The sequence below is a fragment of the Massilia sp. GER05 genome, from assembly GCF_052056005.1.
GTDB lineage: Bacteria > Pseudomonadota > Gammaproteobacteria > Burkholderiales > Burkholderiaceae_D > Telluria > Telluria orientalis.
On record NZ_CP178858.1, the window covers coordinates 548,062 to 570,376 of the forward strand.

A 22,315-nucleotide genomic window follows, 5' to 3' on the forward strand; every position below is an offset into this window, starting at 1 on the left:
CAAGCCGCGGCTTAGTCGACAATTTTCACGAGGTAGTTGACCTTGTTGATCATGCCGCGGATCGCCGGGGTGTCCTGCAGCTCGGAAACCGAGTTGACACGACGCAGACCCAGACCGCGCACGGTGGCGCGGTGATCCTGGCGGGTACCGATCAGGCCTTTGACCAGCTTGACTTTGATGGTGTTTGCCATAGTTATTCCCCTTAACCCAGGATCTCTTCCACCGACTTGCCGCGCTTGGCAGCGATGTCGGCCGGAGTGCTCATTTTTGCCAGACCGTCGAGGGTCGCGCGAACCAGGTTGTACGGGTTCGACGAACCGGTCGACTTGGCGACGACGTCGGTCACGCCCATGACTTCGAAGATTGCGCGCATTGCGCCACCTGCGATCACGCCGGTACCCGGCTTGGCCGGCGACATCATCACGTACGACGCGCCGTGGCGGCCGGTGACGGAGTGCTGCAGCGTACCGTTCTTCAGGGGCACCTTGATCAGGTTGCGGCGGGCTTCTTCCATCGCTTTTTGCACGCCGACCGGAACTTCCTTCGACTTGCCTTTGCCCATGCCGATGCGGCCATCGCCGTCACCGACAACGGTCAGCGCTGCAAAACCCATGATACGACCACCCTTCACCACTTTGGTGACGCGGTTGATCGCGATCATTTTCTCGCGCATGCCATCATCCGGCTTGTCGCTTGCCATTTTCGCTTGCATTTTTGCCATGACGATTCTTCCTTAGAACTTCAGACCAGCTTCGCGCGCGGCTTCTGCCAGCGCCTTCACACGGCCGTGGTAACGGAAACCCGAACGGTCGAATGCGACTTCGGTGATCCCTGCTTTCAGTGCTTTTTCTGCGACGCGCTTGCCAACCAGTGCGGCTGCAGCGGCGTTGCCGCCGGCACCCGACTTGCCGCCCAGCTCGGCGCGCACTTCTGCTTCCAGCGTCGAAGCCGAAACCAGGACCTTCGCATCCGGGCTGATCAGGTTCGCATAGATGTGCAGGTTCGTGCGGTGCACCGACAGGCGGTTCACGCCCAGCTGCGCGATCTTGATGCGGGTTTGGCGTCCGCGACGCAGACGCGATTCTTTCTTGTCCATCGTCAGCTCCGATTATTTCTTCTTGGTTTCTTTAAGCTTCACCACTTCGTCCGCATAACGGACACCCTTGCCTTTGTACGGCTCAGGCGAGCGGTAAGCGCGCACTTCTGCGGCAACCTGACCGACCTGTTGACGGTTGATACCCTTGATCAGGATCTCGGTCGGGGTCGGGGTCGCTGCGGTGACGCCTTCCGGCATCGCGTGCAGCACAGGGTGCGAGAAGCCCAGCGACAGGTTCAGGGCGTTGCCTTGGACGGCGGCCTTGTAACCCACGCCGACCAGGGTCAGGCGCTTTTCGAAACCTTTGGTGACACCGGTCACCATGTTGTTCACCAGTGCACGCAGGGTGCCCGACATGGCGTTCGATTCGCGGGAATCGTCGATCACGTCAAAGGTCAGCGTGCCATTGTTGTTTTCCACTTTGACCAGGCCGTTCAGCGGCTGGGTCAGGGTGCCCAGCGGGCCCTTGACGGTGATCGACGACGCGTTGATCGCGACATCGGTACCGGCCGGGACGGCGATTGGCATCTTAGCTACTCGAGACATCGTCTACTCCTTAAGCCACGTAGCAAATCACTTCGCCACCGACACCGGTAGCGCGTGCTTTGCGGTCGGTCATCACACCCTTCGGGGTCGAGACGATCGCCACGCCCAGGCCGTTCATGACCTGAGGGATCTCGTCTTTGCCCTTGTAGATGCGCAGGCCAGGACGGGAGACGCGCTCGATGCGCTCGATAACCGGACGGCCGACGTAGTACTTCAAACCGATTTTCAGTTCAGCCTTGCCACCTTCGGTGGACACGGCGTAATCTTCGATGTAACCCTCATCCTTCAGGACGTTGGCAATCGCAACTTTCAGCTTCGACGACGGCATTTCGACGGTGGTCTTCTGCACGCCTTGCGCGTTGCGAATACGGGTCAGCATATCGGCGATAGGATCGCTCATACTCATTGCTTATTCTCCTATTACCAGCTAGCTTTGGTCATACCCGGGATTTCGCCTTTCATGGCGAATTCGCGGAGTTTGGTACGGGCCAGACCGAATTTACGGAAAGTGCCACGGGGACGGCCGGTCATGGCGCAGCGGTTACGCTGGCGGGTCGGCGCCGAGTTACGCGGCAGGGCCTGCAGCTTCAGGCGTGCTTCGTAACGCTCTTCTTCGGTCTTCGACTGGTCGTCGATGATTGCTTTCAGAGCGGCACGCTTTGCGGCGAATTTCTCCACCAGGTCTGCACGCTTCTGTTCGCGGTTAATCAGTGCAAGTTTTGCCATGTTCTTAGTTCCGGAACGGGAATTTGAATGCGGCGAGCAGCGCTTTGGCTTCTTCGTCGGTCTTAGCGGTCGTGGTGATCGAGATGTTCATGCCACGCAGCGCATCGATCTTGTCGTAATCGATTTCCGGGAAGATGATCTGCTCTTTGACGCCGATGTTGTAGTTGCCGCGACCATCGAACGATTTGCCGCTGACGCCACGGAAGTCACGCACGCGCGGCAGGGCCACGGTGATGAAACGGTCCAGGAATTCGTACATGCGGGCGCCACGCAGGGTCACCATCGTGCCGATCGGGTAGCCTTCGCGGATCTTGAAACCTGCGATTGCCTTGCGAGCCTTGGTCACGACCGGCTTCTGGCCAGCGATCTTCGTCAGGTCGCCGGTTGCGTGCTCGATGATCTTCTTGTCGGCGACAGCTTCCGACAGACCCATGTTCAGGGTGATCTTGGTCAGGCGCGGCACTTCCATCACCGACTTGTAACCGAATTTTTCGGTCAGTTCGGCAACGACTTTGTCTTTATAAACTTGTTGGAGACGGGCCATTTCTCATTACCCTTTCACTACTTCGCCGTTCGACTTGAAGACGCGGACTTTTTTGCCATCCACTTCTTTGAAGCCAACGCGATCAGCCTTGCCGGTCGCTGCGTTAAACAGCGCGACGTTCGACACGTGAATCGGCATGGTCTTGTCGACGATACCACCAGTTACGCCGGTCATCGGGTTCGGCTTGACGGCCTTCTTGGCCACGTTCACGCCTTCGACGATGACGTGCTCAGCATCTACGCGCTGCTGAACGACACCGCGCTTGCCTTTGTCTTTACCGGCCAGAACGATGACTTCGTCGTTTTTACGAATCTTATCCATTGCTGCTCCCTTACAGAACTTCAGGTGCCAGGGACACGATCTTCATGAACTTCTCGGTACGCAGTTCGCGCGTCACCGGTCCGAAGATGCGGGTACCGATCGGCTCCAGCTTGCTGTTCAGCAGGACGGCGGCATTGCCGTCGAACTTCACCAGGGAGCCGTCCTGGCGGCGCACACCTTTAGCGGTACGCACGACCACGGCGTTGTAGATTTCACCCTTCTTGACGCGGCCGCGCGGAGCAGCTTGCTTCACGGTGACCTTGATCACGTCGCCAATGCTGGCGTAACGGCGCTTGGAGCCGCCCAATACCTTGATGCACAGAACTTCTTTTGCACCGGTATTGTCGGCCACTTCGAGCCGGCTTTCGGTTTGAATCATGATATTTTCTTTCCCAACTTAAGCCGAAGAAACCCCACGGAAAACCGTAGGCCTGCGGTCAGTCTTGGTCCCGCCGTCCGCACTCATTGCAAGCGCGTACGTTTGGGTGATTGGACTTTCCAATGTTCGTTGCAGGCCGCAGTTACCGAAGGACAAACTGCGGCAACACATGAACGAAGCCCGCTAGTATTCCACATACCAGCGGGCCACGCAAGACAAATTTTAGAGACGTTGTAACAACGCCCCTTCAGGCATTACAGAACCGGAGCTACCTGCAGAACTTTGGTCAGGGTCCAAGCCTTCGTCTTCGAGATCGGGCGACCTTCCGCGATCTCGACGGTGTCGCCGATTTTCGCCTGGTTGGTCTCGTCGTGCGCGTGATACTTGTTCGAGCGCACGATGATCTTGCCGTACAGCGGGTGCTTGACGTGACGTTCGATCAGCACGGTCACCGTCTTGTCCATCTTGTCGGACACGACTTTGCCGACCAGCGTACGCTTCAGCGCCGTTTTAGTGGTGTCGTTCATTTGGCTTCCTTCTGGTTCATCACAGTCTTGACACGCGCGATATCGCGGCGCACCTTCTTGAGCTGGGCGGTGTTCGTCAGTTGCTGCGTAGCGATTTGCATGCGCAGGCCGAACTGTGCCTTCAGCAGCTCATTCAGCTCTTGTTGCAGAGCTGCCTGGTCCTTGCCGCGGAGTTCCGTTGCTTTCATTCTTAACTCCTGTTATTGACCGACTTGACGCACGACGAACGTCGTCGCCAGCGGCAGTTTGGCGGCAGCCAGACGGAAGGCTTCGCGCGCCAGTTCTTCAGCGACGCCGTCCATTTCGTACAGGACCTTGCCCGGCTGGATCTCGGCCACGTAGTACTCCGGATTACCTTTACCGTTACCCATACGGACTTCAGCCGGCTTGTTCGAGATCGGCTTGTCCGGGAAGATACGGATCCAGATACGGCCGCCACGCTTGATGTGACGGGTCATGGCACGACGTGCAGCTTCGATCTGGCGTGCGGTGATACGGCCGCGGGCAACTGCCTTCAGACCGAATTCGCCGAACGAGACCGCGGTGCCGCGGGTGTGCGAAATGCCGGTGTTGCGGCCTTTCTGCTCTTTACGATACTTTCTGCGGGATGGCTGCAGCATGCTTATTCTCCTGCTTTCTCAGCGGCCGGCTTGGCAGCACGGCGGCCTGCGGGTGCGGTACCTGGCTTGGCGCCCGGGCGGCCACGGCCAGCCGGTTTGCCATCGTCACGACGCGGACCGCGCGGCTTTTTCTCGTCGGCCGGAACGTCGATCACCGGTGCTTCGCCGGTCGGCGAACGGTCACCCTTGTAGACCCAGACTTTCACGCCGATGATGCCGTACGTGGTCGAGGCTTCGCTGGTGCCGTAGTCGATATCGGCGCGCAGGGTGTGCAGGGGCACACGGCCTTCGCGGTACCATTCGGTACGTGCGATCTCGATGCCGTTCAGGCGGCCCGACGACATGATCTTGATGCCGACGGCGCCCAGACGCATCGCGTTCTGCATCGCACGCTTCATGGCGCGACGGAACATGATACGTTTTTCGAGCTGCTGGGCGATCGAATCGGCGATCAGCTGCGAGTCGATTTCCGGCTTGCGGATTTCTTCGATATTGACGTGCACCGGCACGCCCATGATCTTCGTCAGCGACGACTTCAGGACTTCGATGTCTTCGCCCTTCTTGCCGATGACGACGCCCGGACGCGACGAGTAGATCGTGAAGCGCGCGTTCTTGGCCGGACGCTCGATGACGATGCGGCCGACGGAGGCGTTCTTCAGTTTCTTCTTCAGGAAAGCGCGGGCTTCCAGGTCTTCCTTCAGCATGTCGGCGAAGTTGCCGTTGCCAGCGTACCAGCGCGATGCCCAGTTACGGGTGACCGCCAGGCGGAAGCCGGTTGGGTGGATTTTCTGACCCATCGTGTGACTCCTTAGTTACCGACAGTCACGAAGATGTGACAGGATTGTTTCGAAATGCGATCGCCGCGGCCTTTGGCACGTGCCGTAAAGCGCTTCAGGATCGGGCCCTTTTCGACATAGATCTGAACCACTTTCAGTTCGTCGATGTCGGCACCATCGTTGTGCTCGGCGTTCGCGATTGCGGACTCCAGCACTTTCTTGATGATGGTCGCGCCTTTTTTCGGGCTGAACTGCAGGATGTTCAGCGCGGCGTCGACTTTCTTGCCGCGGATCAGATCGGCGACGAGGCGGCCTTTCTGTTCCGACAGGCGGACGCCTTTGAGGATAGCTTTAGTTTCCATTATTTCTTCGCCTTCTTGTCAGCGGCGTGGCCCTTGAACGTGCGGGTCAGGGCGAATTCGCCCAGCTTGTGACCCACCATGTTCTCGGACACGTACACCGGCACGTGCACTTTGCCGTTGTGGACGGCGATCGTCAGACCGATGAAGTCCGGGGTGATCGTCGAGCGGCGCGACCAGGTTTTGACCGGCTTTTTGTCTTTGTTCGCTTGCGCGGTTTCGACTTTTTTCACCAGGTGGGCGTCAATGAACGGCCCTTTTTTCAATGAACGAGTCATGTCTTATCCTTATTTCTTGCCGCGGCGCGAGACGATCATCGACGACGTGCGCTTGTTCGAACGCGTCTTCTTGCCCTTCGTCTGCTGGCCCCATGGCGACACCGGGTGACGACCCGCAGCCGTACGACCTTCACCACCACCGTGCGGGTGGTCGATCGGGTTCATCACGACACCGCGAACGGTCGGGCGGACACCGCGCCAACGCATTGCACCGGCTTTACCGATCTTGCGCAGGTTGTGCTCGCCGTTGCCGACTTCGCCCACCGTTGCGCGGCACTCGATGTGCACGCGGCGCACTTCACCCGAGCGCAGGCGAACCTGGGCGTAGGTGCCTTCGCGAGCCATCAGCACGACGCCGGCGCCTGCGGTACGGGCCATCTGGGCACCCTTACCCGGCAGCATTTCGACGCAGTGCATGGTGGTGCCGACCGGGATGTTGCGGATCGGCAGGCAGTTACCCGACTTGATCGGCGCTTCCGAGCCGTTCATGACGGTATCGCCCACGGCCATGCCTTTGGTGGCGATGATGTACGCGCGGAAACCGTCGGCGTAGCACACCAGAGCGATGTGCGCGCTGCGGTTCGGGTCGTATTCAATGCGCTCGACCTTGGCCGGGATACCGTCCTTGTTGCGCTTGAAGTCGACCACGCGGTAGTGGTGCTTGTGACCACCGCCGATGTGGCGGGTGGTGATGTGACCGTTGTTGTTACGGCCAGCGGTCTTCGATTTCTTCTCAACCAGGGCTGCGAACGGACGACCCTTGTACAGGTCGGGGTTCACAACCTTCACCATGCCGCGGCGGCCTGGGGAGGTTGGCTTCATCTTAACGAGTGCCATTATTTAGCCTCCTCGACAAAATTGATTTCCTGGCCCGGTTTCAGGGCCACGAAAGCGCGCTTGGTGTGGTTGCGGCGACCGGTGAAACGGCCCGAACGCTTCTGCTTGCCTTCGCGGTTCACGGTCTGCACCGATTCCACTTCGACTTTGAACAGCAGCTCGACGGCGGCTTTGATTTCCGGCTTGGTCGCGTCCGGCAGGACCTTGAACACGATCTGTTCGTTCTTTTCCGCGACGAAGGTCGCCTTTTCGGAAATGACCGGAGCCAGCAGCACCTTCATCAGGCGCTCTTCGCTGAATTTGATTGCGGCGCTCATGCGTACATCTCCTCGATCTTGGCCAGAGCAGCTTTGGTGACCAGGACTTTCTTGTAGAACACCAGCGACATCGGGTCGGCGTGCTTCGGCTCGACAACCAGCACGTTCGGCAGGTTGCGCGATGCCAGCAGCAGGTTTTCATCGATGGTGTCGGTGATCACCAGGACCGAGTCCAGACCCATGCCCTGCAGCTTTTGCGACAGCAGCTTGGTCTTCGGTGCTTCGACGGTCAGGTTCTCGATGACGCTCAGGCGGTCTTCGCGGGCCAGCTGCGAGAAGATCGAGCAGATACCTGCGCGATGCATCTTCTTGTTGACCTTGTGCGAGAAGTTCTCGTCCGGCGAGTTCGGGAAGATACGACCACCACCGCGCCACAGCGGCGACGACGACATACCGGCACGAGCACGGCCCGTACCTTTTTGACGCCACGGCTTCTTGGTCGTGTGGGAGACTTCTTCACGATCCTTCTGCTTGCGGTTGCCCGAGCGCGCGTTGGCGGCGTAGGCGACCACGATCTGGTGGATCAGGGCTTCGTTGTAATCACGGCCGAACACGGTGTCGGCGGCGTTGACTGCGGCGCCAGCTTGACCTTGCTCATTCAGGAGCTTGAGTTCCATCGCTTATGCTCCTTTCTTGGCTTTGACCTTGACTGCCGGCTTGACGATCACTTGACCGTTCTTGGCGCCAGGAACGGCACCCTTAACCAGCAGCAGTTGACGCTCGGCGTCGATACGGGCGATTTCCAGGTTCTGGGTCGTGACAGTGACGTCACCCATGTGACCGGTCATGCGCTTACCCGGGAACACGCGGCCCGGATCCTGTGCCATACCGATGGAACCCGGCACGTTGTGCGAACGCGAGTTACCGTGGGTGGCGCGGCCCGACGAGAAGTTGTAACGCTTGATGGTACCGGCGTAGCCCTTACCGATCGAGGTGCCTTGCACGTCGATCTTCTGGCCCACTTCGAACAGCGAGACGTTGACTGCGTCGCCAGCTTTGAAACCAGCGGCTTGAGCGGCTTCGACGCGGAATTCCTTCAGCATCGTGCCAGCTTCGACGCCAGCTTTGGCGTAGTGACCGGCAGCGGCCTTGTTCACGCGGGAAGCGCGACGTTGACCGAAGACGACCTGAACTGCGGCATAACCATCAGTTTCAGGAGTTTTGATTTGCGCAACACGGTTGTTCGACACGTCCAGCACGGTAACGGGGATCGAATCACCGTCATCCGTGAAGATGCGCATCATGCCAACCTTGCGACCGAGAAGGCCCAGGCTCATTTTTTCTCCATTCCCACCTGCGATTGGGCGGGGCTAGTTGACTATCGGAAGTTTTAAAAAAACTTCCTCTTAAACGCATGGGCCAAAAAAAGATAGGCCCACACCGAAGCCGGCTAGTATAGCGCGCGCAACGGATGGACGCAACAGGAAAATGCGAAGCTGACGCGGCCTGTTGCGCTTTACGCTAGAGTCGTGGAGATCAGAGAATCCGTTCAAGCTGAACGGCACAGAAAAGACACCTTGGCATCTTTTCTCTACAGGCTCGAGGCCTGCGATATGGAGGAATTCTGGTGGGCGGTGCAGGATTCGAACCTGCGACCCCTTGGATGTCGACCAAGTATTCTAACCAGCTGAACTAACCGCCCGGGGAGCCGCATTATACGAGGATGTTTTAGCAAAGCGCAATACCCAATCCAAAAAACTCGTCATTCCGTGATTCGGTGCAATCATCTCACAGGTTGTCGATGTTATTTTGCAATGTTATCCTTGACGGGTTCCACCGGGGACGAGCGCCGTCTCACACCATAAATACAACCCTCACGCTGGCGCCCCGTTTCAAGTTCACCGTCCGTCCCCGTCGCGTGGATGCCAAGCCGCATCCGCTTTCCTGCGCGCGCACCCGGCCACCGGCCGCGGCCCTGCACGCCTCACTCCCTGCCACGTCCGCGCTCGAGCGGGCCGCGTGGCGGACATCGCTCGACAAGGATGACCATGACCGCATTGCCTTTCCGTTCCCGTACCCCTTACCTCGATCCGCGCAAGCTCGTGCTCGCCACCGACCTCGACGGCACCCTGCTCGCCGGCCCGCAGGAAGCGCGCCGGAGAGTGCGCGAGCTGTTCGGCGGCGGCCTGGAGGGCGCCACGCTCGTGTTCGTCACGGGCCGCGGACTGGAATCCGTGATGCCCCTGCTGGCCGATCCGACCATTCCCACGCCCGACTACATCATCGCCGACGTGGGCGCCACCATCGTGCACGGCAACCTCCGTCCCGTGGAACCGCTGCACCATGAGATCGCGGCGCGCTGGCCCGGCAGCCAGGCGGTGCTGAAGGCGCTGGCCGGCTTTCCGCAACTCGAACGCCAGAGCGTGCCGCAGGAGCGGCGCTGCTCGTTCATCGCGCCCGAGGGTGCCGTCACGCCGGCGCTGCGCAGCGCGGTGGCGGCGCTCGGCTGCGAGCTGCTGTTCTCCGCCGGGCGCTACCTGGACGTGCTGCCGCGCGGCGTCGGCAAGGGTCCCGCGCTGCGCCGGCTGATCGATGCGGCCGGCTTCGACCCGGCCCACGTCGTCGTCGCGGGCGACACGCTGAACGACCTGTCGCTGTTCGAGACGGGCTTGCGCGGCGTGGTCGTGGGCGGCGCGGAGCCCGCGCTCGTCGCGCGCGTGCGCCGCATGCCCAGCGTGTTCATCGCGGAAAATGCCGGCTGCGGCGGCATCCTCGACGGCCTCGCCCACCACGGCCTGCGCGCCCATCACGCGGGCACGGCGGACGTCGCGCACCTGCCCGGCAAGGCGGAACTCGTGATGGTCTACCACCGGCTGCCGTTCGACGAGGCGGTCGAGGATGGCGTGGCCGTGCGGCGCCGCCCGAAAAGCCCGAACGGCATCATGCCGACCCTGCTGAGCCTGTTTTCGGGCGGCCGCACGGGGTCGTGGGTCGCGTGGTCGCAGCAAGACTCGCGCGATCCGGACGGTTTCGCAAGCCACGTCCCCGTCGATCCGGAGCAGTATCCGAACCTGCAGGCGGCGCGCATCGCGCTGACCGGGGAGGACGTGGACCTGTTCTATAAAAAGTTTTCGAAAGAGGCGTTCTGGCCAATCATCTTCTCGTTCCCGGACCGCGCCGAATTCCGCCAGGACCACTGGGAACGCTACCTCGACGTGAACCGCCTGTTCGCCGAGCAGGCCGCGCGCGAGGCGGCGGAAGGCGCCACGGTCTGGGTGCACGACTACAACCTGTGGATGGTGCCCGCGTTCCTGCGCCCGCTGCGCCCGGACCTGAAGATCGCGTTCTTCCACCACACCGCCTTCCCGTCCAGCGACGTCTTCAACATCCTGCCGTGGCGCCGCGACATCGTCGCCAGCCTGCTGCAATGCGACTACGTGGGCTTCCACATCCCCCGCTACGTCGAGAACTTCGTCGATGCGGCCCGTTCCTGTGCGCCGGTCGAGGTCGTCGCCAGCGCCCCGTGCGCGCCCCGCTTCCTCACCTATGGCTGCGCGCTGGGCGTCGACACGACGACGACGGCGATCGAGGCCGGCGGCCGCCGCGTCGCGCTGGGCGCCCATCCGGTCGGCACGGACGTCGCGCTGATCGGGCGCCTGATGCAGACGCCGCAGGTCGCGGCGGATCGCGCCGAGATCGACGGCTACCTGGCCGGCCGCACCGGCATCGTCTCGATCGAGCGCCTGGACTACGTAAAAGGGTCGCTGGAAAAGCTGCAGGCGTTCGAGCGCCTGCTGGAACAGCATCCGGCGCTGGCGGGCAAGGTCACGCTGCTGAACATCATCACGCCCGCCGCGCCCGGCATGGAGATCTACGACACGCTGCGCGAAGAACTGGACCGCACGGTGGGCCGGATCAACGGGCGTTTCTCGACGCTGGACTGGGTGCCGGTACGCTATTTTTATCGCTCGCTGCCGTTCGAGGCCGTGCTGGCCCATTACGCGGCCTGCGACATCGCGTGGATCACGCCGCTGCGCGACGGCCTGAACCTCGTCGCGAAGGAATACATCGCGGCACGCCACGCGGTCGGCAAGCCGGGCGTATTGATCCTGTCGGAATTTGCCGGCGCCGCGGTCGAACTGCATGGCGCCCTGCTGACGAATCCCTACGACGCGCATTCGATGACGGACAGGCTGTACCGCGCCATTACAATGGGGCCCGACGAGGCCGCCTACCGCGCGGAACGCATGGCCGCCATCGTCGCCGACCATGACGTCGCGCGCTGGGGCGGGGAATTCCTCGCCGCCGTCGCCGACGCGGCGGCCGGCACCGACGCATTGCCCGAAGCCGCCTGAGCAATCCCACCGCAACCAACGGAAAGGATGATCGGATGAATGTAGTATTTTTCGATAACACGACGCTGGCCTGGCTCACGGCCCTCGGCATCGCGGCCGGCGTCGCGCTGGCGCTGTACATCACGAAACGACTGGGCGTGCATCACATGCGCAAGCTGGCCGAGCGCACGGAGACGCGGCTGGACGACATCGTCGTCGAAGCGCTCGACGGCACGCGGCTGCTGGCCATCGTCATCATGGGCCTGTTCGCCGGCAGCAAGTTTCTTGTCTTGCCGCCCGAAGTGCATTCGTTCGCGACACGGGCCGCCATCGTCACGGGCCTGATTCAGGCCGCCGTCTGGGGACATCGCGCCCTACGGGCCTGGCTGACGGATTACTACCAGAACCGCGCCGGCGACCCGGCCCGTGCCACGTCGGCGGCGGCCGTCGGCTTCATCGCGCAGACCGTGCTGTGGACCGTGCTGCTGTTGATGGTGCTGGACAATCTCGGCGTCAACATCACGACCCTCGTCGCCTCGCTGGGGATCGGCGGTATCGCGGTGGCATTGGCCGTCCAGAACATCCTGGGCGACCTGTTCGCGTCGCTGTCCATCGTGCTCGACAAACCCTTCGTCGTCGGCGACTTCATCATCGTCGACAAATACCTGGGCACCGTGGAATACGTGGGTTTGAAGACGACCCGGCTGCGCAGCCTGGGCGGCGAGCAGCTCGTGTTCTCGAACGCGGACCTGCTCAAGAGCCGGCTGCAGAACATGACGCGCATGAGCCGGCGCCGCGTCGCGTTCACGGTCGCCGTCGCGTACGACACACCCACGGACAAGCTGCGCCAGATCCCGCCGCTGCTGACGGAACTCGTCAAGGCGCACGAAGGCGTGACGTTCGACCGCGCCCATTTCGCCGGCATGGTGGCGCCATCGCTGAACTTCGACGTCGTGTACTGGGTGGAGTCGGCGGATTACGTCCGCTACATGGATATCCAACAGGAGATCTATCTGCAGCTGATGGACCGTTTCGCCGCGCTGGAGATCGAGTTCGCGTTTCCGACGCAGCGGCTGCATCTGCACGACGCGCGGTAGGGTGGGCGGCCCCCGCCCACGCGTAACGCCAACAAACCGCCTACGTCACGCGTGGGCACGGGTGCCCACCCTACGGGCGCCGTGGAGGCCCGCACGACGAGCGTGCTGGCCAGCGCCGTGTTGCGCAGCGGCGCGTACTGGCCGCGGATGCGATCGATCAGCAGCTCGATCGCAAGCTGCGCCATGGCGCGCTTGGGCGGCGCCACCGTCGTCAGCGGCGGCAGCGTATAGCCCGCGCCGGCAATATCGTCATAGCCCACCACGGACAATTGCGCCGGCACGCGCACCCCGGACGCACCGGCGGCGCACTGGCCGCCCAGCGCCATCAGGTCGCTCGTGACGAATATGGCCGTTGGCCGGTGCTCCCGTCCCAGCAGGCGCGTAAATGCCGCGTGGCCGCCGGCGCTCGTGAATTCCTCGTGCACGATGCCGTCCGGCGTCACCGCCAGCCCCGCTTCCGCCATCGCGCGCAGGAAGCCGCCGACGCGTTCGCGCGTGCGCGGCAGGTCGGCCGGGCCGGATACGCAGGCGATGTCCCGGTGCCCCAGCTCGATCAGGTGGCGCGTCGCCTCGTACCCGCCCTCTTCCTGGCCGGCCTGGACCAGGTCGGCATCGAGCCCCGGCAGCGCCCGCTCCAGCTGGACGATCGGGACCGCTTCATGGCGCAGCAACAGCTCCTGTTCGTCGTCGGCACCGCTGGCGACGAGGACCAGGCCGTCGATGCGCTTTTCCATCAGCAGCCGCAGATAGGCGGCCTGCTTCCGTGCGCCGCCGTGCGCGTTGCAGAGGATGATGTTGTAGCCGACCTCGAACGCAGCGTCCTCGATCCAGCGGATCAGTTCGGCGAAGTATGGATTGGACGAGTTCGGCACGAGCACGCCGATGGTGTGGGTCTTGTCGTTCTTGAGGCTGCGGGCGATGGCACTGGGGATGTAGCGCATCTCGTCGATGATGCCGAGCACGCGCTGGCGCACGTCGTTGCTGACCACGCGCGTGTTGTTGATCACGTGCGAGACCGTGGAGATCGACACTCCGGCACGCTCCGCTACCTGTTTCATGGTCGCCATCGCTTCCTCCTGAGGCGCGATTATTACCGATGTGTTTCAGTAATTACAACTCCCGGGCGTTCGTTCTTCAAGATCAGGTCGCTATCGGGCTTATCAAGAGGGCCACGACCGGCCAGTCGATCTGATATTTCCACGCAAAACGGTTTTGAAAAATTGTATACAGAGGGCGCCAAAATTCCCTGCGTTCCCTCTGTGAGACAGCAGATTCTCCTACTTATTATTCGATAGAAACTGTATACAAATTCGTTGACACTGCCGGCAGGCAGGGGCATCATGATTTGAAAACAAGCCGCCGCAGAGTGGCCCAAGCATTGGGGAGACAGCGCAATCGGTTGCATCCGGATCCCGGATTGCCTGCCGTGGTCGACCGTCTCCACCGTCCGGAAATCATCGAACCACCCGACGCAGTTCAGGACACATCGACGGAGACATACATGAACAATCTGCTGTACAAGGTCGACGACCGCCCTCCCCTCATCACCACGACCCTGCTCGCCGCCCAGCACATGCTGGCCGCCCTCGGGGGCATCATCGCCGTGCCGCTCGTCGTCGGCGCCATCCTCAAATTGCCCGCGGACCAGATCGTCGCGCTCGTCAACGCGGCGCTGCTGGGCTCGGGCATCGTCACGATCATCCAGTGCAAGGGCATCGGCCCGGTCGGCATCCGGCTGCCGTGCGTGATGGGCACCAGCTTCGCCTTCGTCGGCGCGGCCATCAGCATCGGTTTCGAGCATGGCGTGGCGGGCATCCTCGGCTCGTCGCTCGCCGGCTCCGTCGTCATGATCGTAGGCAGTTTCTTCATGCCACAGATCCGCAAACTGTTCCCGCACCAGGTGACGGCCGTCGTCGTGACGATGATCGGCCTGTCGCTCGTCCCCGTCGCCGTCGACTGGGCGGCCGGCGGCAAGGCGCCGGGTGCGGACTACGGCGCGCCCGCGAACCTGGGCATCGCGCTGTTCGTGCTGGCCATCGTCGTCGCGCTCGTCCAGTTCGGCAAGGGCATCATCTCCGCCTCCGCCATCGTGATCGGCATCGCGATCGGCTACGCCGTCTGCCTGGGCCTGGGCCTCGTCGACTTCTCGAGCGTGCAGAAGGCCGCCGTGTTCGCGCTGCCGCAGCCGCTGCACTTCGGCATGAGCTTCCCGCCGAGCGGCATCCTCGCGATGGCCCTCGCCTACGTCGTGACGATGGTCGAAACGACCGGCACCTTCATGGCGCTGGGCGCCGCGACGGAAACCAGGATGCGCGGCACCTTGCTCAAGCGCGGCGTGTTGTGCGACGGCGTCGGTTCCGCGTTCGCCTCGACGCTGGGCGCGCCGCCGATGTCGACGTTCGCGCAGAACGTGGGCGTCATCTCGCTGACCGGTGTCGCGAGCCGCCACGTCGTCGCCCTCACCGGCGTGATGCTGGCGCTGGCCGGCCTGTTTCCGGTGCTGGGCGCCGTCGTCGTCACCATCCCGCAGCCCGTGCTGGGCGGCGCGGGCCTCATGATGTTCGCGATGATTCTTACCGCCGGCGTGCAGATGCTGGGCCAGGTCGAGCACGACAAACGCACGGGCCTCATCATCGCCGTCTCCATCGGCTGCGGGCTCGCCGTCAGCGTGCGTCCGGAACTGCTGGCCAAGCTGCCGTCATTCGTGAACGAAATCTTCGGCTCGGGCATCAGCACGGGCGCCATCATGGCCGTCCTGCTGAACCTGGTGCTGCCGAACCGTCCCGTGGAAGTCCACGACGACGAAGAAGACGTCCCCCAGCCGCTGCTGGTCAAAGACCTGGAGGCGGTCTGACGGGGATACTCCCGACATTGTTTCCGCAGTGCCCGCGCATTGTTTCCGCAGTGTTGAAATCTAAAAAAGTGGAACTTATGAGCAAAACTCTCCTGATCAAGAATGCGCGCGTCCTCGTCACGATGGATGCCGCGCGCCGCGAAATCGCGGATGGCGCCGTCTTCATTCGCGGCAACGTGATCGAACAAGTGGGCACGACGGACGACCTCCCTCAGCATGCAGACGAGGTCATCGACGCGACGGGCCACGTCGTCATCCCCGGCCTCGTCAACACGCACCATCATATGTTCCAGAGCCTCACGCGCGTGATCCCGGCCGCGCAGGACGGCGAACTCTTCAACTGGCTGACGAACCTGTACCCCGTGTGGGCGAACCTGACGGGCGAGATGGTCCACGTGTCGACGCTCACCGCGATGGCGGAACTGATCCTGTCGGGCTGCACGACGAGCAGCGACCACCTGTACATCTACCCGAACGATTGCCGCCTCGACGACAGCATCGAAGCGGCGCACACCATCGGCATGCGCTTCCACGCGTCGCGCGGCGCGATGAGCGTGGGCCGTTCGGAAGGCGGCCTGCCGCCGGACAGCGTCGTGGAAGACGAAACGGCGATCCTGAAGGACACGCAGCGCCTCATCGAGACGTACCACGACGCTTCGCGCCATGCGATGCAGCGGATCGTCGTGGCGCCCTGCTCGCCGTTCTCCGTGTCGCGCGACCTGATGAAGGAAGCGGCGCTGCTGGCGCGCAGCCACGGCGTGTCGCTGCACACGCACCTCGCGGAAAACGTCAACGACATTGCCTACAGCCGCGAGAAATTCAACATGACGCCGGCCGAATATGCGGAAGATTGCGGGTGGGTCGGCCACGACGTGTGGCACGCGCACTGCGTGCAGCTGGACGACGCGGGCATTCATTTGTTCGCACGGACCGGCACCGGCGTCGCGCACTGCCCGTGCTCGAACATGCGCCTCGCGTCCGGCATCGCGCCCGTGCGCAAGATGGTCGACGCCGGCGTGCCCGTGGGCCTCGGGGTGGACGGCAGCGCGTCGAACGACGGCGCGCACATGCTGGGCGAGGTGCGCCAGGCGATGCTGCTGCAGCGCGTGGGCTTCGGCCCGGATGCGATGACGGCGCGCCAGGCGCTGGAACTCGCCACGCTGGGCGGCGCGAAAGTGCTCGATCGCGACGACATCGGCAGCATCGCGCCGGGCATGTCGGCGGACGTCGTCATGTTCAAGCTGGACGGCGTGGGCTTCGCGGGCGCGCTGCACGATCCCGTGGCGGCACTCGTGTTCTGCACGCCGGCCAACGTGAATCACAGCGTCATCAACGGCAAGGTCGTCGTGAAGGATGGGGTGTTGCGGACCGTCGATCTGCCGGTGGTGCTGGAGCGGCACAACCGGCTGGCGGAGGAGTTGGTGCAGTTGTCGAGATAAGAAACACTTAAAACCGTCGTTCCCGCGCAGGCGGGAACCCAAGTTTGCCAGCTGTGCAACGAACTGGGGCCCTGCCTTCGCAGGGACGACGGCAAAAGCAAACGGCCCATCTACCGCGAAGTAGATGGGCCGTTTTGCATGCGCCGGCGGCAAGGCCGCCAGGGCGCTTGAAACGATTACTGCAGCTTGATTTCGACGTCAACGCCAGCCGGCAGGTCCAGCTTCATCAGCGCGTCGACGGTCTTGTCGGTCGGGTCCACGATGTCCATCAGACGCTGGTGCGTACGGATTTCGAACTGGTCGCGCGAGGTCTTGTTCACGTGCGGGGAACGCAGCACGTCGAAGCGCTGGATGCGGGTCGGCAGCGGAACCGGGCCCTTGACGACTGCGCCGGTGCGCTTGGCGGTGTCGACGATTTCCAGGGCGGACTGGTCGATCAGCTTGTAGTCGAACGCTTTCAGGCGGATACGGATTTTCTGATTCGGAGCGGACATGCTATTTCCTTAAAAAAGAACGAACCGGCACACGGGCCGGCAATCATGTGTCAGGTACTGCGGATACTGCGGAGGGGACGGCAGTATAACACCGATTCACCCCTTACTGCACAAACAGAAGGGACAGAACTTTCGCTCTGCCCCTCTGTCTCATTGCTACGACGTAGGGTGGGCACCCCGTGCCCACCCTACGATATCGCTATTAGGCGATGATCTTGGCAACCACGCCGGCGCCGACGGTACGGCCACCTTCGCGGATTGCGAAGCGCAGACCTTCTTCCATCGCGATCGGAGCGATCAGCTTGACGGTGATCGACACGTTGTCGCCCGGCATGACCATCTCTTTGTCGGCCGGCAGAACGATCGAGCCGGTCACGTCAGTCGTACGGAAGTAGAACTGCGGACGGTAGTTGTTGAAGAACGGGGTGTGACGGCCGCCTTCGTCCTTCGACAGGACGTACACTTCGCCCGTGAAGTCGGTGTGCGGCTTGATCGAACCCGGCTTGGCCAGGACCTGGCCACGCTGGACGTCTTCACGCTTGGTGCCACGCAGCAGCAGGCCGACGTTGTCGCCAGCTTGACCCTGGTCCAGCAGCTTGCGGAACATTTCGACGCCGGTGCAGGTCGTCTTGACCGTATCGACGATACCGACGATTTCGATCTCTTCACCGACCTTGATGATGCCGCGCTCGACACGACCGGTCACCACGGTACCGCGGCCCGAGATCGAGAACACGTCTTCCACCGGCATCAGGAAGGCGCCGTCAACAGCACGTTCCGGGGTCGGGATGTAGGTGTCCAGAGCTTCAGCCAGGCGGATGATGCAGTCTTCGCCCATTTCGCCCTGCTGGCCTTCCAGCGCCATACGAGCCGAACCCTTGATGATCGGCAGGTCGTCGCCCGGGAACTCGTACTTCGAGAGCAGCTCGCGCACTTCCATTTCGACCAGTTCCAGCAGTTCCGCGTCGTCGACCAGGTCGCACTTGTTCAGGAACACGATGATGTACGGAACACCCACCTGGCGAGCCAGCAGGATGTGTTCGCGGGTCTGCGGCATCGGGCCGTCAGCAGCGGAGCACACCAGGATCGCGCCGTCCATCTGCGCTGCGCCGGTGATCATGTTCTTGATGTAGTCGGCGTGGCCCGGGCAGTCGACGTGTGCGTAGTGGCGGTTGGCCGTTTCGTACTCGACGTGCGCGGTGTTGATGGTGATGCCGCGTGCTTTTTCTTCCGGAGCCGCGTCGATCTGGTCGTAGGCCTTGGCTTCACCGCCGAATTTCTTCGACAGAACGGTTGCGATTGCAGCCGTCAGGGTGGTTTTGCCGTGGTCAACGTGACCGATGGTGCCGACGTTCACGTGCGGCTTGGTCCGTTCGAATTTTTCCTTTGCCATTTTGATCTTCCTTTAAAAGACAATATTTTATTTATTTGTGGGACAGAGCAGGGCTTACGCCTTCTGCTCTGTCCCCAACTATTTGTAACGCTTTGTGGGACAGAGCAGGGTTCATCGCCTTCTGCTCTGTCCCCAATTGACTATTACTTGGCCTTAGCCGTCACGATGGCGTCCATCACATGCTTCGGTGCTTCAGCATAGTGCTTGAATTCCATCGTGTAGGTCGCACGACCCTGGGTTGCCGAACGCAGCACGGTCGAGTAACCGAACATTTCCGACAGCGGGACTTCGGCCTTGATGATCTTGCCGCCGCCGCCCGGGATTTCGTCCATGCCCTGCACCATACCGCGGCGGGACGACAGGTCGCCCATCACGGTACCGGCGTAGTCTTCCGGCGTTTCCACTTCCACGGCCATCATCGGCTCGAGGATGACCGGGCTGGCTTTACGGCAGCCTTCCTTGAATGCCATCGAACCGGCCATACGGAACGCGTTTTCGTTCGAGTCCACGTCGTGGTACGAACCGAACACCAGCGTGACCTTGACGTCCACGACCGGGTAGCCGGCCATGACACCGCTCGACAGCGTCTCGCGCACACCCTTTTCGACTGCCGGGATGTATTCGCGCGGAACCACACCGCCCTTGATGGCGTCGACGAACTCGAAGCCCTTACCCGGCTCTTGCGGTTCGATGTTCAGGACGGCGTGACCGTACTGACCACGACCACCCGACTGCTTGACGAACTTGCCTTCGACATCGGTGACGGCCTTGCGGATCGTTTCGCGGTATGCAACCTGCGGCTTGCCGACGGTCGCTTCCACGCCGAATTCACGCTTCATGCGGTCGACGATAATTTCCAGGTGCAGCTCGCCCATACCACCGATGATGGTCTGGCCCGATTCTTCGTCGGTACGCACGCGGAACGACGGGTCTTCCTGAGCCAGACGGTTCAGTGCCAGACCCATTTTTTCCTGGTCGGCCTTGGTCTTCGGCTCGACGGCCTGCTGGATCACCGGCTCCGGGAACACCATCTTTTCCAGGATGATCGGGGCGGCCGGGTCGCACAGCGTTTCACCGGTGGTCGCTTCTTTCAGGCCCACGGCTGCGGCGATGTCGCCCGCACGAACTTCCTTGATCTCTTCGCGCTGGTTCGCGTGCATCTGCAGAATACGGCCGACGCGTTCTTTCTTGCCCTTGATCGGGTTGTAGACGGTATCGCCCGAGTTGATGACGCCCGAATACACGCGGAAGAAGATCAGCTGGCCGACGAACGGGTCGGTCATGATCTTGAATGCCAGCGCAGCGAATTTCTCGCTGTCGTCGGCCTTGCGGGTCACCGGCTGGTCGTCTTCGTCGGTACCTGCGACCGGCGGGATGTCGACCGGCGACGGCAGGTATTCGATGACGGCGTCCAGCATCGCCTGCACGCCCTTGTTCTTGAACGCGGTGCCGCACATCATCGGGACGATTTCGCCGTTGATGGTACGCGTGCGCAGTGCCTTCTTGATCTCTTCTTCGGACAGTTCGCCCTCTTCGAGATACTTGTTCATCAGGTCTTCGGTCGCTTCGGCGGCCGTTTCGACCAGCTTCTCGCGCCATTCGTTGGCCTGGTCGACCAGCTCGGCCGGCACGTCGCGGTAGTCGAACTTCATGCCCTGCGAAGCGTCGTCCCAGTAGATCGCCTTCATCTTGACCAGGTCGACCACGCCCTTGAAGTTGTCTTCGGCGCCGATGGGGATCTGCAGCGGGATCGGGTTGGCCTTCAGGCGGGCGCGCATCTGCTCGTACACCTTGAAGAAGTTCGCACCGGTACGGTCCATCTTGTTGACGAAGGCCAGACGCGGGACTTTGTACTTGTTAGCCTGACGCCACACGGTTTCCGACTGCGGCTGCACGCCGCCGACTGCACAGTAGACCATGCAGGCGCCGTCCAGGACGCGCATCGAACGCTCCACCTCGATGGTGAAGTCGACGTGGCCCGGGGTATCGATGATGTTGAAGCGGTGCGGCTCGAAGTTGTTGGCCATACCCTTCCAGAAGCAGGTCGTCGCTGCCGAGGTAATGGTGATGCCGCGCTCTTGCTCCTGCTCCATCCAGTCCATGGTTGCTGCACCGTCGTGCACTTCACCGATCTTGTGGTTGACACCGGTGTAGAACAGGATGCGCTCGGTGGTCGTCGTCTTACCGGCGTCGATGTGAGCGGAGATACCGATGTTACGGTAGCGCTCAATAGGGGTAGTGCGTGCCATAAATTTTCCTAACTTTTGAATGGACAAAACCGAGCAGCATTCTGGTGATCAAAATGAGCTCGGCCTGAACAACGGATACTGCATGGCCGCACCACCCCGGAGGCGTTCTGCCCCCGAAGCGATTGGGCCATCTGCTTAGAAGCGGAAGTGCGAGAACGCCTTGTTCGCTTCAGCCATACGGTGAACTTCATCACGACGCTTCATCGCGCCGCCGCGGCCTTCTGCTGCTTCCATCAGCTCGCCACCCAGGCGATGCGGCATGGATTTTTCGCTACGCTTGTTTGCGGCTTCGCGCAACCAACGCATAGACAGGGCCATACGGCGGACCGGACGCACTTCAACCGGCACCTGGTAGTTGGCGCCACCGACGCGGCGGGATTTCACCTCGACCATCGGCTTGCAGTTGTTGATCGCGGTTGCGAACACTTCCAGCGGGTCCTTGCCCGATTTGGACTGGATGTAGTCGAATGCACCGTAGATGATGTTCTCAGCGACCGATTTCTTACCGGACAGCATCAGAACGTTGACGAACTTGGCGACATCGGTGTTGCCGAATTTCGGATCCGGCAGAATCTCGCGCTTGGGTACTTCACGACGACGTGGCATTTCAATTCCTTTTTGTCTTCAGTTGAGCGCTTATCGCACTCGCGAAAGGCCATCAAAGCCCTTCACTTACTCGGCCTTCCGGCCGCCTCAACTAACTCAATATTAATTTACCCAGATTGCAAGAAGATTACTTCTTGGCAGCCTTGGCACGCTTGGCACCGTACTTCGAACGGGCCTGCTTACGGTCTTTCACGCCCTGGGTATCCAGTGCACCGCGGACCATGTGGTAACGCACACCCGGCAAGTCTTTCACACGACCGCCGCGGATCAGCACGACCGAGTGTTCCTGCAGGTTGTGGCCTTCACCGCCGATGTACGAAATGACTTCGAAACCGTTGGTCAGGCGAACTTTGGCGACTTTACGCAGTGCCGAGTTCGGCTTCTTCGGGGTCGTCGTGTAGACACGGGTGCAGACACCACGCTTTTGCGGGCAGTTTTCCAGTGCCGGCGACTTGCTCTTCACAACCGCGGCTTCACGCGGCTTGCGAATCAGTTGATTGATGGTTGGCATCGTTCAAAAATCCAACAAAATGACTACTAGTTAATGACCCGGGGTTCTTGCTTCCGGGGGCTGAAACCTTGT

At 61.7% G+C, this 22,315-nt stretch carries 29 protein-coding genes and 1 tRNA gene; 4 read left to right on the plus strand and 26 right to left on the minus strand.

Features of this window, described 5'->3' with window-relative positions; genetic code table 11:
- Positions 1-11: 11 nt before the first annotated feature.
- The 20 genes from rpmD to ACL58G_RS02515 all read right to left on the minus strand — a co-directional run bounded on the left by rpmD (position 12) and on the right by ACL58G_RS02515 (position 8,968).
- On the minus strand, positions 12-191 hold the full coding sequence (gene rpmD / locus ACL58G_RS02420; RefSeq protein ID WP_036240361.1) for a 50S ribosomal protein L30: 180 nt from the start codon (positions 189-191) through the stop codon (positions 12-14).
- Positions 192-202: 11 nt separating this feature from the next.
- A complete protein-coding gene (gene rpsE / locus ACL58G_RS02425) occupies positions 203-721 on the minus strand; it encodes a 30S ribosomal protein S5 (RefSeq protein WP_036240359.1) in 519 nt (172 codons plus the stop codon).
- Between the two features lie 12 nt (positions 722-733).
- Complete coding sequence (rplR, locus tag ACL58G_RS02430; protein WP_036240357.1) at positions 734-1,096, minus strand: 50S ribosomal protein L18; 363 nt, start codon at positions 1,094-1,096, stop codon at positions 734-736.
- A 12-nt stretch (positions 1,097-1,108) separates the two neighbouring features.
- Complete coding sequence (gene rplF, locus ACL58G_RS02435) at positions 1,109-1,642, minus strand: 50S ribosomal protein L6 (protein WP_056126497.1); 534 nt, start codon at positions 1,640-1,642, stop codon at positions 1,109-1,111.
- 10 nt (positions 1,643-1,652) lie between these two features.
- Positions 1,653-2,048: a 30S ribosomal protein S8 gene (rpsH, locus tag ACL58G_RS02440; protein WP_036240352.1), complete on the minus strand. Its 396-nt coding sequence runs from the start codon at positions 2,046-2,048 to the stop codon at positions 1,653-1,655.
- Positions 2,049-2,062: 14 nt separating this feature from the next.
- Complete coding sequence (rpsN, locus tag ACL58G_RS02445; RefSeq protein WP_036240351.1) at positions 2,063-2,368, minus strand: 30S ribosomal protein S14; 306 nt, start codon at positions 2,366-2,368, stop codon at positions 2,063-2,065.
- A gap of 4 nt (positions 2,369-2,372) precedes the next feature.
- On the minus strand, positions 2,373-2,912 hold the full coding sequence (gene rplE, locus ACL58G_RS02450; protein WP_036240349.1) for a 50S ribosomal protein L5: 540 nt from the start codon (positions 2,910-2,912) through the stop codon (positions 2,373-2,375).
- Positions 2,913-2,918: 6 nt separating this feature from the next.
- The gene (rplX, locus tag ACL58G_RS02455; protein WP_036240348.1) at positions 2,919-3,233 is read right to left on the minus strand and encodes a 50S ribosomal protein L24; all 315 of its coding nucleotides are present in this window, start codon (positions 3,231-3,233) and stop codon (positions 2,919-2,921) included.
- 10 nt (positions 3,234-3,243) lie between these two features.
- Positions 3,244-3,612: a 50S ribosomal protein L14 gene (rplN, locus tag ACL58G_RS02460; protein ID WP_056126494.1), complete on the minus strand. Its 369-nt coding sequence runs from the start codon at positions 3,610-3,612 to the stop codon at positions 3,244-3,246.
- A gap of 254 nt (positions 3,613-3,866) precedes the next feature.
- Positions 3,867-4,139, minus strand: a complete 273-nt coding sequence (gene rpsQ, locus ACL58G_RS02465; RefSeq protein ID WP_036240344.1) for a 30S ribosomal protein S17 — start codon at positions 4,137-4,139, stop codon at positions 3,867-3,869.
- A complete protein-coding gene (rpmC, locus tag ACL58G_RS02470) occupies positions 4,136-4,327 on the minus strand; it encodes a 50S ribosomal protein L29 (RefSeq protein WP_036240341.1) in 192 nt (63 codons plus the stop codon). Before rpmC ends, rpsQ begins: the two co-directional genes overlap by 4 nt.
- Positions 4,328-4,339: 12 nt before the next feature.
- A complete protein-coding gene (gene rplP, locus ACL58G_RS02475; RefSeq protein WP_005663456.1) occupies positions 4,340-4,759 on the minus strand; it encodes a 50S ribosomal protein L16 in 420 nt (139 codons plus the stop codon).
- Between the two features lie 2 nt (positions 4,760-4,761).
- On the minus strand, positions 4,762-5,556 hold the full coding sequence (gene rpsC / locus ACL58G_RS02480; protein ID WP_036240339.1) for a 30S ribosomal protein S3: 795 nt from the start codon (positions 5,554-5,556) through the stop codon (positions 4,762-4,764).
- A gap of 11 nt (positions 5,557-5,567) precedes the next feature.
- Positions 5,568-5,900 carry a 50S ribosomal protein L22 gene (gene rplV, locus ACL58G_RS02485; protein ID WP_179966292.1) on the minus strand — a complete coding sequence of 111 codons (333 nt, stop codon included), beginning with the start codon at positions 5,898-5,900 and terminating at the stop codon, positions 5,568-5,570.
- Positions 5,897-6,172 (minus strand): 30S ribosomal protein S19, encoded by a 276-nt coding sequence (gene rpsS / locus ACL58G_RS02490; protein WP_056449183.1) that lies wholly within the window; start codon positions 6,170-6,172, stop codon positions 5,897-5,899. The genes rplV and rpsS overlap by 4 nt, the downstream gene beginning before the upstream one ends.
- A 9-nt stretch (positions 6,173-6,181) precedes the next feature.
- The gene (gene rplB / locus ACL58G_RS02495) at positions 6,182-7,009 is read right to left on the minus strand and encodes a 50S ribosomal protein L2 (protein WP_105378895.1); all 828 of its coding nucleotides are present in this window, start codon (positions 7,007-7,009) and stop codon (positions 6,182-6,184) included.
- On the minus strand, positions 7,009-7,326 hold the full coding sequence (gene rplW, locus ACL58G_RS02500) for a 50S ribosomal protein L23 (protein ID WP_036240333.1): 318 nt from the start codon (positions 7,324-7,326) through the stop codon (positions 7,009-7,011). Before rplW ends, rplB begins: the two co-directional genes overlap by 1 nt.
- Entirely contained in the window at positions 7,323-7,943 is a 621-nt protein-coding gene (gene rplD, locus ACL58G_RS02505; RefSeq protein ID WP_056126492.1) for a 50S ribosomal protein L4, read from the minus strand. Before rplD ends, rplW begins: the two co-directional genes overlap by 4 nt.
- Before the next feature lie 3 nt (positions 7,944-7,946).
- Positions 7,947-8,603 carry a 50S ribosomal protein L3 gene (rplC, locus tag ACL58G_RS02510; protein ID WP_036240330.1) on the minus strand — a complete coding sequence of 219 codons (657 nt, stop codon included), beginning with the start codon at positions 8,601-8,603 and terminating at the stop codon, positions 7,947-7,949.
- Between the two features lie 288 nt (positions 8,604-8,891).
- Positions 8,892-8,968, minus strand: a tRNA-Val gene (locus ACL58G_RS02515).
- Between the two features lie 346 nt (positions 8,969-9,314).
- Between ACL58G_RS02515 and ggpS the strand changes: the two genes are divergently transcribed.
- Both ggpS and ACL58G_RS02525 read left to right on the plus strand, forming a co-directional pair.
- Positions 9,315-11,621 carry a glucosylglycerol-phosphate synthase gene (gene ggpS, locus ACL58G_RS02520; protein WP_440964979.1) on the plus strand — a complete coding sequence of 769 codons (2,307 nt, stop codon included), beginning with the start codon at positions 9,315-9,317 and terminating at the stop codon, positions 11,619-11,621.
- Between the two features lie 35 nt (positions 11,622-11,656).
- Positions 11,657-12,697 carry a mechanosensitive ion channel family protein gene (locus ACL58G_RS02525; protein WP_440964980.1) on the plus strand — a complete coding sequence of 347 codons (1,041 nt, stop codon included), beginning with the start codon at positions 11,657-11,659 and terminating at the stop codon, positions 12,695-12,697.
- On the opposite strand, the gene ACL58G_RS02530 is transcribed toward ACL58G_RS02525, so the two are convergent.
- Positions 12,610-13,764, minus strand: a complete 1,155-nt coding sequence (locus tag ACL58G_RS02530) for a LacI family DNA-binding transcriptional regulator (protein WP_440964982.1) — start codon at positions 13,762-13,764, stop codon at positions 12,610-12,612. The two genes, ACL58G_RS02525 and ACL58G_RS02530, sit on opposite strands and share 88 nt — an antisense overlap.
- Before the next feature lie 434 nt (positions 13,765-14,198).
- On the opposite strand from ACL58G_RS02530, the gene ACL58G_RS02535 reads away from it, so the two are divergent.
- Both ACL58G_RS02535 and ACL58G_RS02540 read left to right on the plus strand, forming a co-directional pair.
- Positions 14,199-15,551, plus strand: a complete 1,353-nt coding sequence (locus ACL58G_RS02535) for a nucleobase:cation symporter-2 family protein (protein WP_413386100.1) — start codon at positions 14,199-14,201, stop codon at positions 15,549-15,551.
- 77 nt (positions 15,552-15,628) lie between these two features.
- A complete protein-coding gene (locus ACL58G_RS02540) occupies positions 15,629-16,990 on the plus strand; it encodes an 8-oxoguanine deaminase (protein ID WP_440964984.1) in 1,362 nt (453 codons plus the stop codon).
- Between the two features lie 176 nt (positions 16,991-17,166).
- Here ACL58G_RS02540 and rpsJ read toward each other — a convergent pair whose 3' ends face one another.
- The 5 genes from rpsJ to rpsL all read right to left on the minus strand — a co-directional run bounded on the left by rpsJ (position 17,167) and on the right by rpsL (position 22,243).
- Entirely contained in the window at positions 17,167-17,484 is a 318-nt protein-coding gene (gene rpsJ, locus ACL58G_RS02545; protein ID WP_005663509.1) for a 30S ribosomal protein S10, read from the minus strand.
- Positions 17,485-17,686: 202 nt separating this feature from the next.
- Positions 17,687-18,877 (minus strand): elongation factor Tu, encoded by a 1,191-nt coding sequence (tuf, locus tag ACL58G_RS02550; protein ID WP_160406738.1) that lies wholly within the window; start codon positions 18,875-18,877, stop codon positions 17,687-17,689.
- Positions 18,878-19,020: 143 nt separating this feature from the next.
- Complete coding sequence (gene fusA / locus ACL58G_RS02555; protein WP_440964985.1) at positions 19,021-21,126, minus strand: elongation factor G; 2,106 nt, start codon at positions 21,124-21,126, stop codon at positions 19,021-19,023.
- Positions 21,127-21,261: 135 nt separating this feature from the next.
- Positions 21,262-21,732: a 30S ribosomal protein S7 gene (rpsG, locus tag ACL58G_RS02560; RefSeq protein ID WP_036240559.1), complete on the minus strand. Its 471-nt coding sequence runs from the start codon at positions 21,730-21,732 to the stop codon at positions 21,262-21,264.
- A 127-nt stretch (positions 21,733-21,859) separates the two neighbouring features.
- Entirely contained in the window at positions 21,860-22,243 is a 384-nt protein-coding gene (gene rpsL / locus ACL58G_RS02565; protein ID WP_036240557.1) for a 30S ribosomal protein S12, read from the minus strand.
- Positions 22,244-22,315: the final 72 nt, after the last annotated feature.

What these genes read in the sequence shown, in the direction of transcription:
- rpmD (WP_036240361.1), bottom strand. Translation starts at nt 191, where the DNA reads ATGGCAAACACCATCAAAGTCAAGCTGGTCAAAGGCCTGATCGGTACC.
- rpsE (WP_036240359.1), bottom strand. Translation starts at nt 721, where the DNA reads ATGGCAAAAATGCAAGCGAAAATGGCAAGCGACAAGCCGGATGATGGC.
- rplR (WP_036240357.1), bottom strand. Translation starts at nt 1,096, where the DNA reads ATGGACAAGAAAGAATCGCGTCTGCGTCGCGGACGCCAAACCCGCATC.
- rplF (WP_056126497.1), bottom strand. Translation starts at nt 1,642, where the DNA reads ATGTCTCGAGTAGCTAAGATGCCAATCGCCGTCCCGGCCGGTACCGAT.
- rpsH (WP_036240352.1), bottom strand. Translation starts at nt 2,048, where the DNA reads ATGAGTATGAGCGATCCTATCGCCGATATGCTGACCCGTATTCGCAAC.
- rpsN (WP_036240351.1), bottom strand. Translation starts at nt 2,368, where the DNA reads ATGGCAAAACTTGCACTGATTAACCGCGAACAGAAGCGTGCAGACCTG.
- rplE (WP_036240349.1), bottom strand. Translation starts at nt 2,912, where the DNA reads ATGGCCCGTCTCCAACAAGTTTATAAAGACAAAGTCGTTGCCGAACTG.
- rplX (WP_036240348.1), bottom strand. Translation starts at nt 3,233, where the DNA reads ATGGATAAGATTCGTAAAAACGACGAAGTCATCGTTCTGGCCGGTAAA.
- rplN (WP_056126494.1), bottom strand. Translation starts at nt 3,612, where the DNA reads ATGATTCAAACCGAAAGCCGGCTCGAAGTGGCCGACAATACCGGTGCA.
- rpsQ (WP_036240344.1), bottom strand. Translation starts at nt 4,139, where the DNA reads ATGAACGACACCACTAAAACGGCGCTGAAGCGTACGCTGGTCGGCAAA.
- rpmC (WP_036240341.1), bottom strand. Translation starts at nt 4,327, where the DNA reads ATGAAAGCAACGGAACTCCGCGGCAAGGACCAGGCAGCTCTGCAACAA.
- rplP (WP_005663456.1), bottom strand. Translation starts at nt 4,759, where the DNA reads ATGCTGCAGCCATCCCGCAGAAAGTATCGTAAAGAGCAGAAAGGCCGC.
- rpsC (WP_036240339.1), bottom strand. Translation starts at nt 5,556, where the DNA reads ATGGGTCAGAAAATCCACCCAACCGGCTTCCGCCTGGCGGTCACCCGT.
- rpsS (WP_056449183.1), bottom strand. Translation starts at nt 6,172, where the DNA reads ATGACTCGTTCATTGAAAAAAGGGCCGTTCATTGACGCCCACCTGGTG.
- rplB (WP_105378895.1), bottom strand. Translation starts at nt 7,009, where the DNA reads ATGGCACTCGTTAAGATGAAGCCAACCTCCCCAGGCCGCCGCGGCATG.
- rplW (WP_036240333.1), bottom strand. Translation starts at nt 7,326, where the DNA reads ATGAGCGCCGCAATCAAATTCAGCGAAGAGCGCCTGATGAAGGTGCTG.
- rplD (WP_056126492.1), bottom strand. Translation starts at nt 7,943, where the DNA reads ATGGAACTCAAGCTCCTGAATGAGCAAGGTCAAGCTGGCGCCGCAGTC.
- rplC (WP_036240330.1), bottom strand. Translation starts at nt 8,603, where the DNA reads ATGAGCCTGGGCCTTCTCGGTCGCAAGGTTGGCATGATGCGCATCTTC.
- ggpS (WP_440964979.1), top strand. Translation starts at nt 9,315, where the DNA reads ATGACCGCATTGCCTTTCCGTTCCCGTACCCCTTACCTCGATCCGCGC.
- ACL58G_RS02525 (WP_440964980.1), top strand. Translation starts at nt 11,657, where the DNA reads ATGAATGTAGTATTTTTCGATAACACGACGCTGGCCTGGCTCACGGCC.
- ACL58G_RS02530 (WP_440964982.1), bottom strand. Translation starts at nt 13,764, where the DNA reads ATGGCGACCATGAAACAGGTAGCGGAGCGTGCCGGAGTGTCGATCTCC.
- ACL58G_RS02535 (WP_413386100.1), top strand. Translation starts at nt 14,199, where the DNA reads ATGAACAATCTGCTGTACAAGGTCGACGACCGCCCTCCCCTCATCACC.
- ACL58G_RS02540 (WP_440964984.1), top strand. Translation starts at nt 15,629, where the DNA reads ATGAGCAAAACTCTCCTGATCAAGAATGCGCGCGTCCTCGTCACGATG.
- rpsJ (WP_005663509.1), bottom strand. Translation starts at nt 17,484, where the DNA reads ATGTCCGCTCCGAATCAGAAAATCCGTATCCGCCTGAAAGCGTTCGAC.
- tuf (WP_160406738.1), bottom strand. Translation starts at nt 18,877, where the DNA reads ATGGCAAAGGAAAAATTCGAACGGACCAAGCCGCACGTGAACGTCGGC.
- fusA (WP_440964985.1), bottom strand. Translation starts at nt 21,126, where the DNA reads ATGGCACGCACTACCCCTATTGAGCGCTACCGTAACATCGGTATCTCC.
- rpsG (WP_036240559.1), bottom strand. Translation starts at nt 21,732, where the DNA reads ATGCCACGTCGTCGTGAAGTACCCAAGCGCGAGATTCTGCCGGATCCG.
- rpsL (WP_036240557.1), bottom strand. Translation starts at nt 22,243, where the DNA reads ATGCCAACCATCAATCAACTGATTCGCAAGCCGCGTGAAGCCGCGGTT.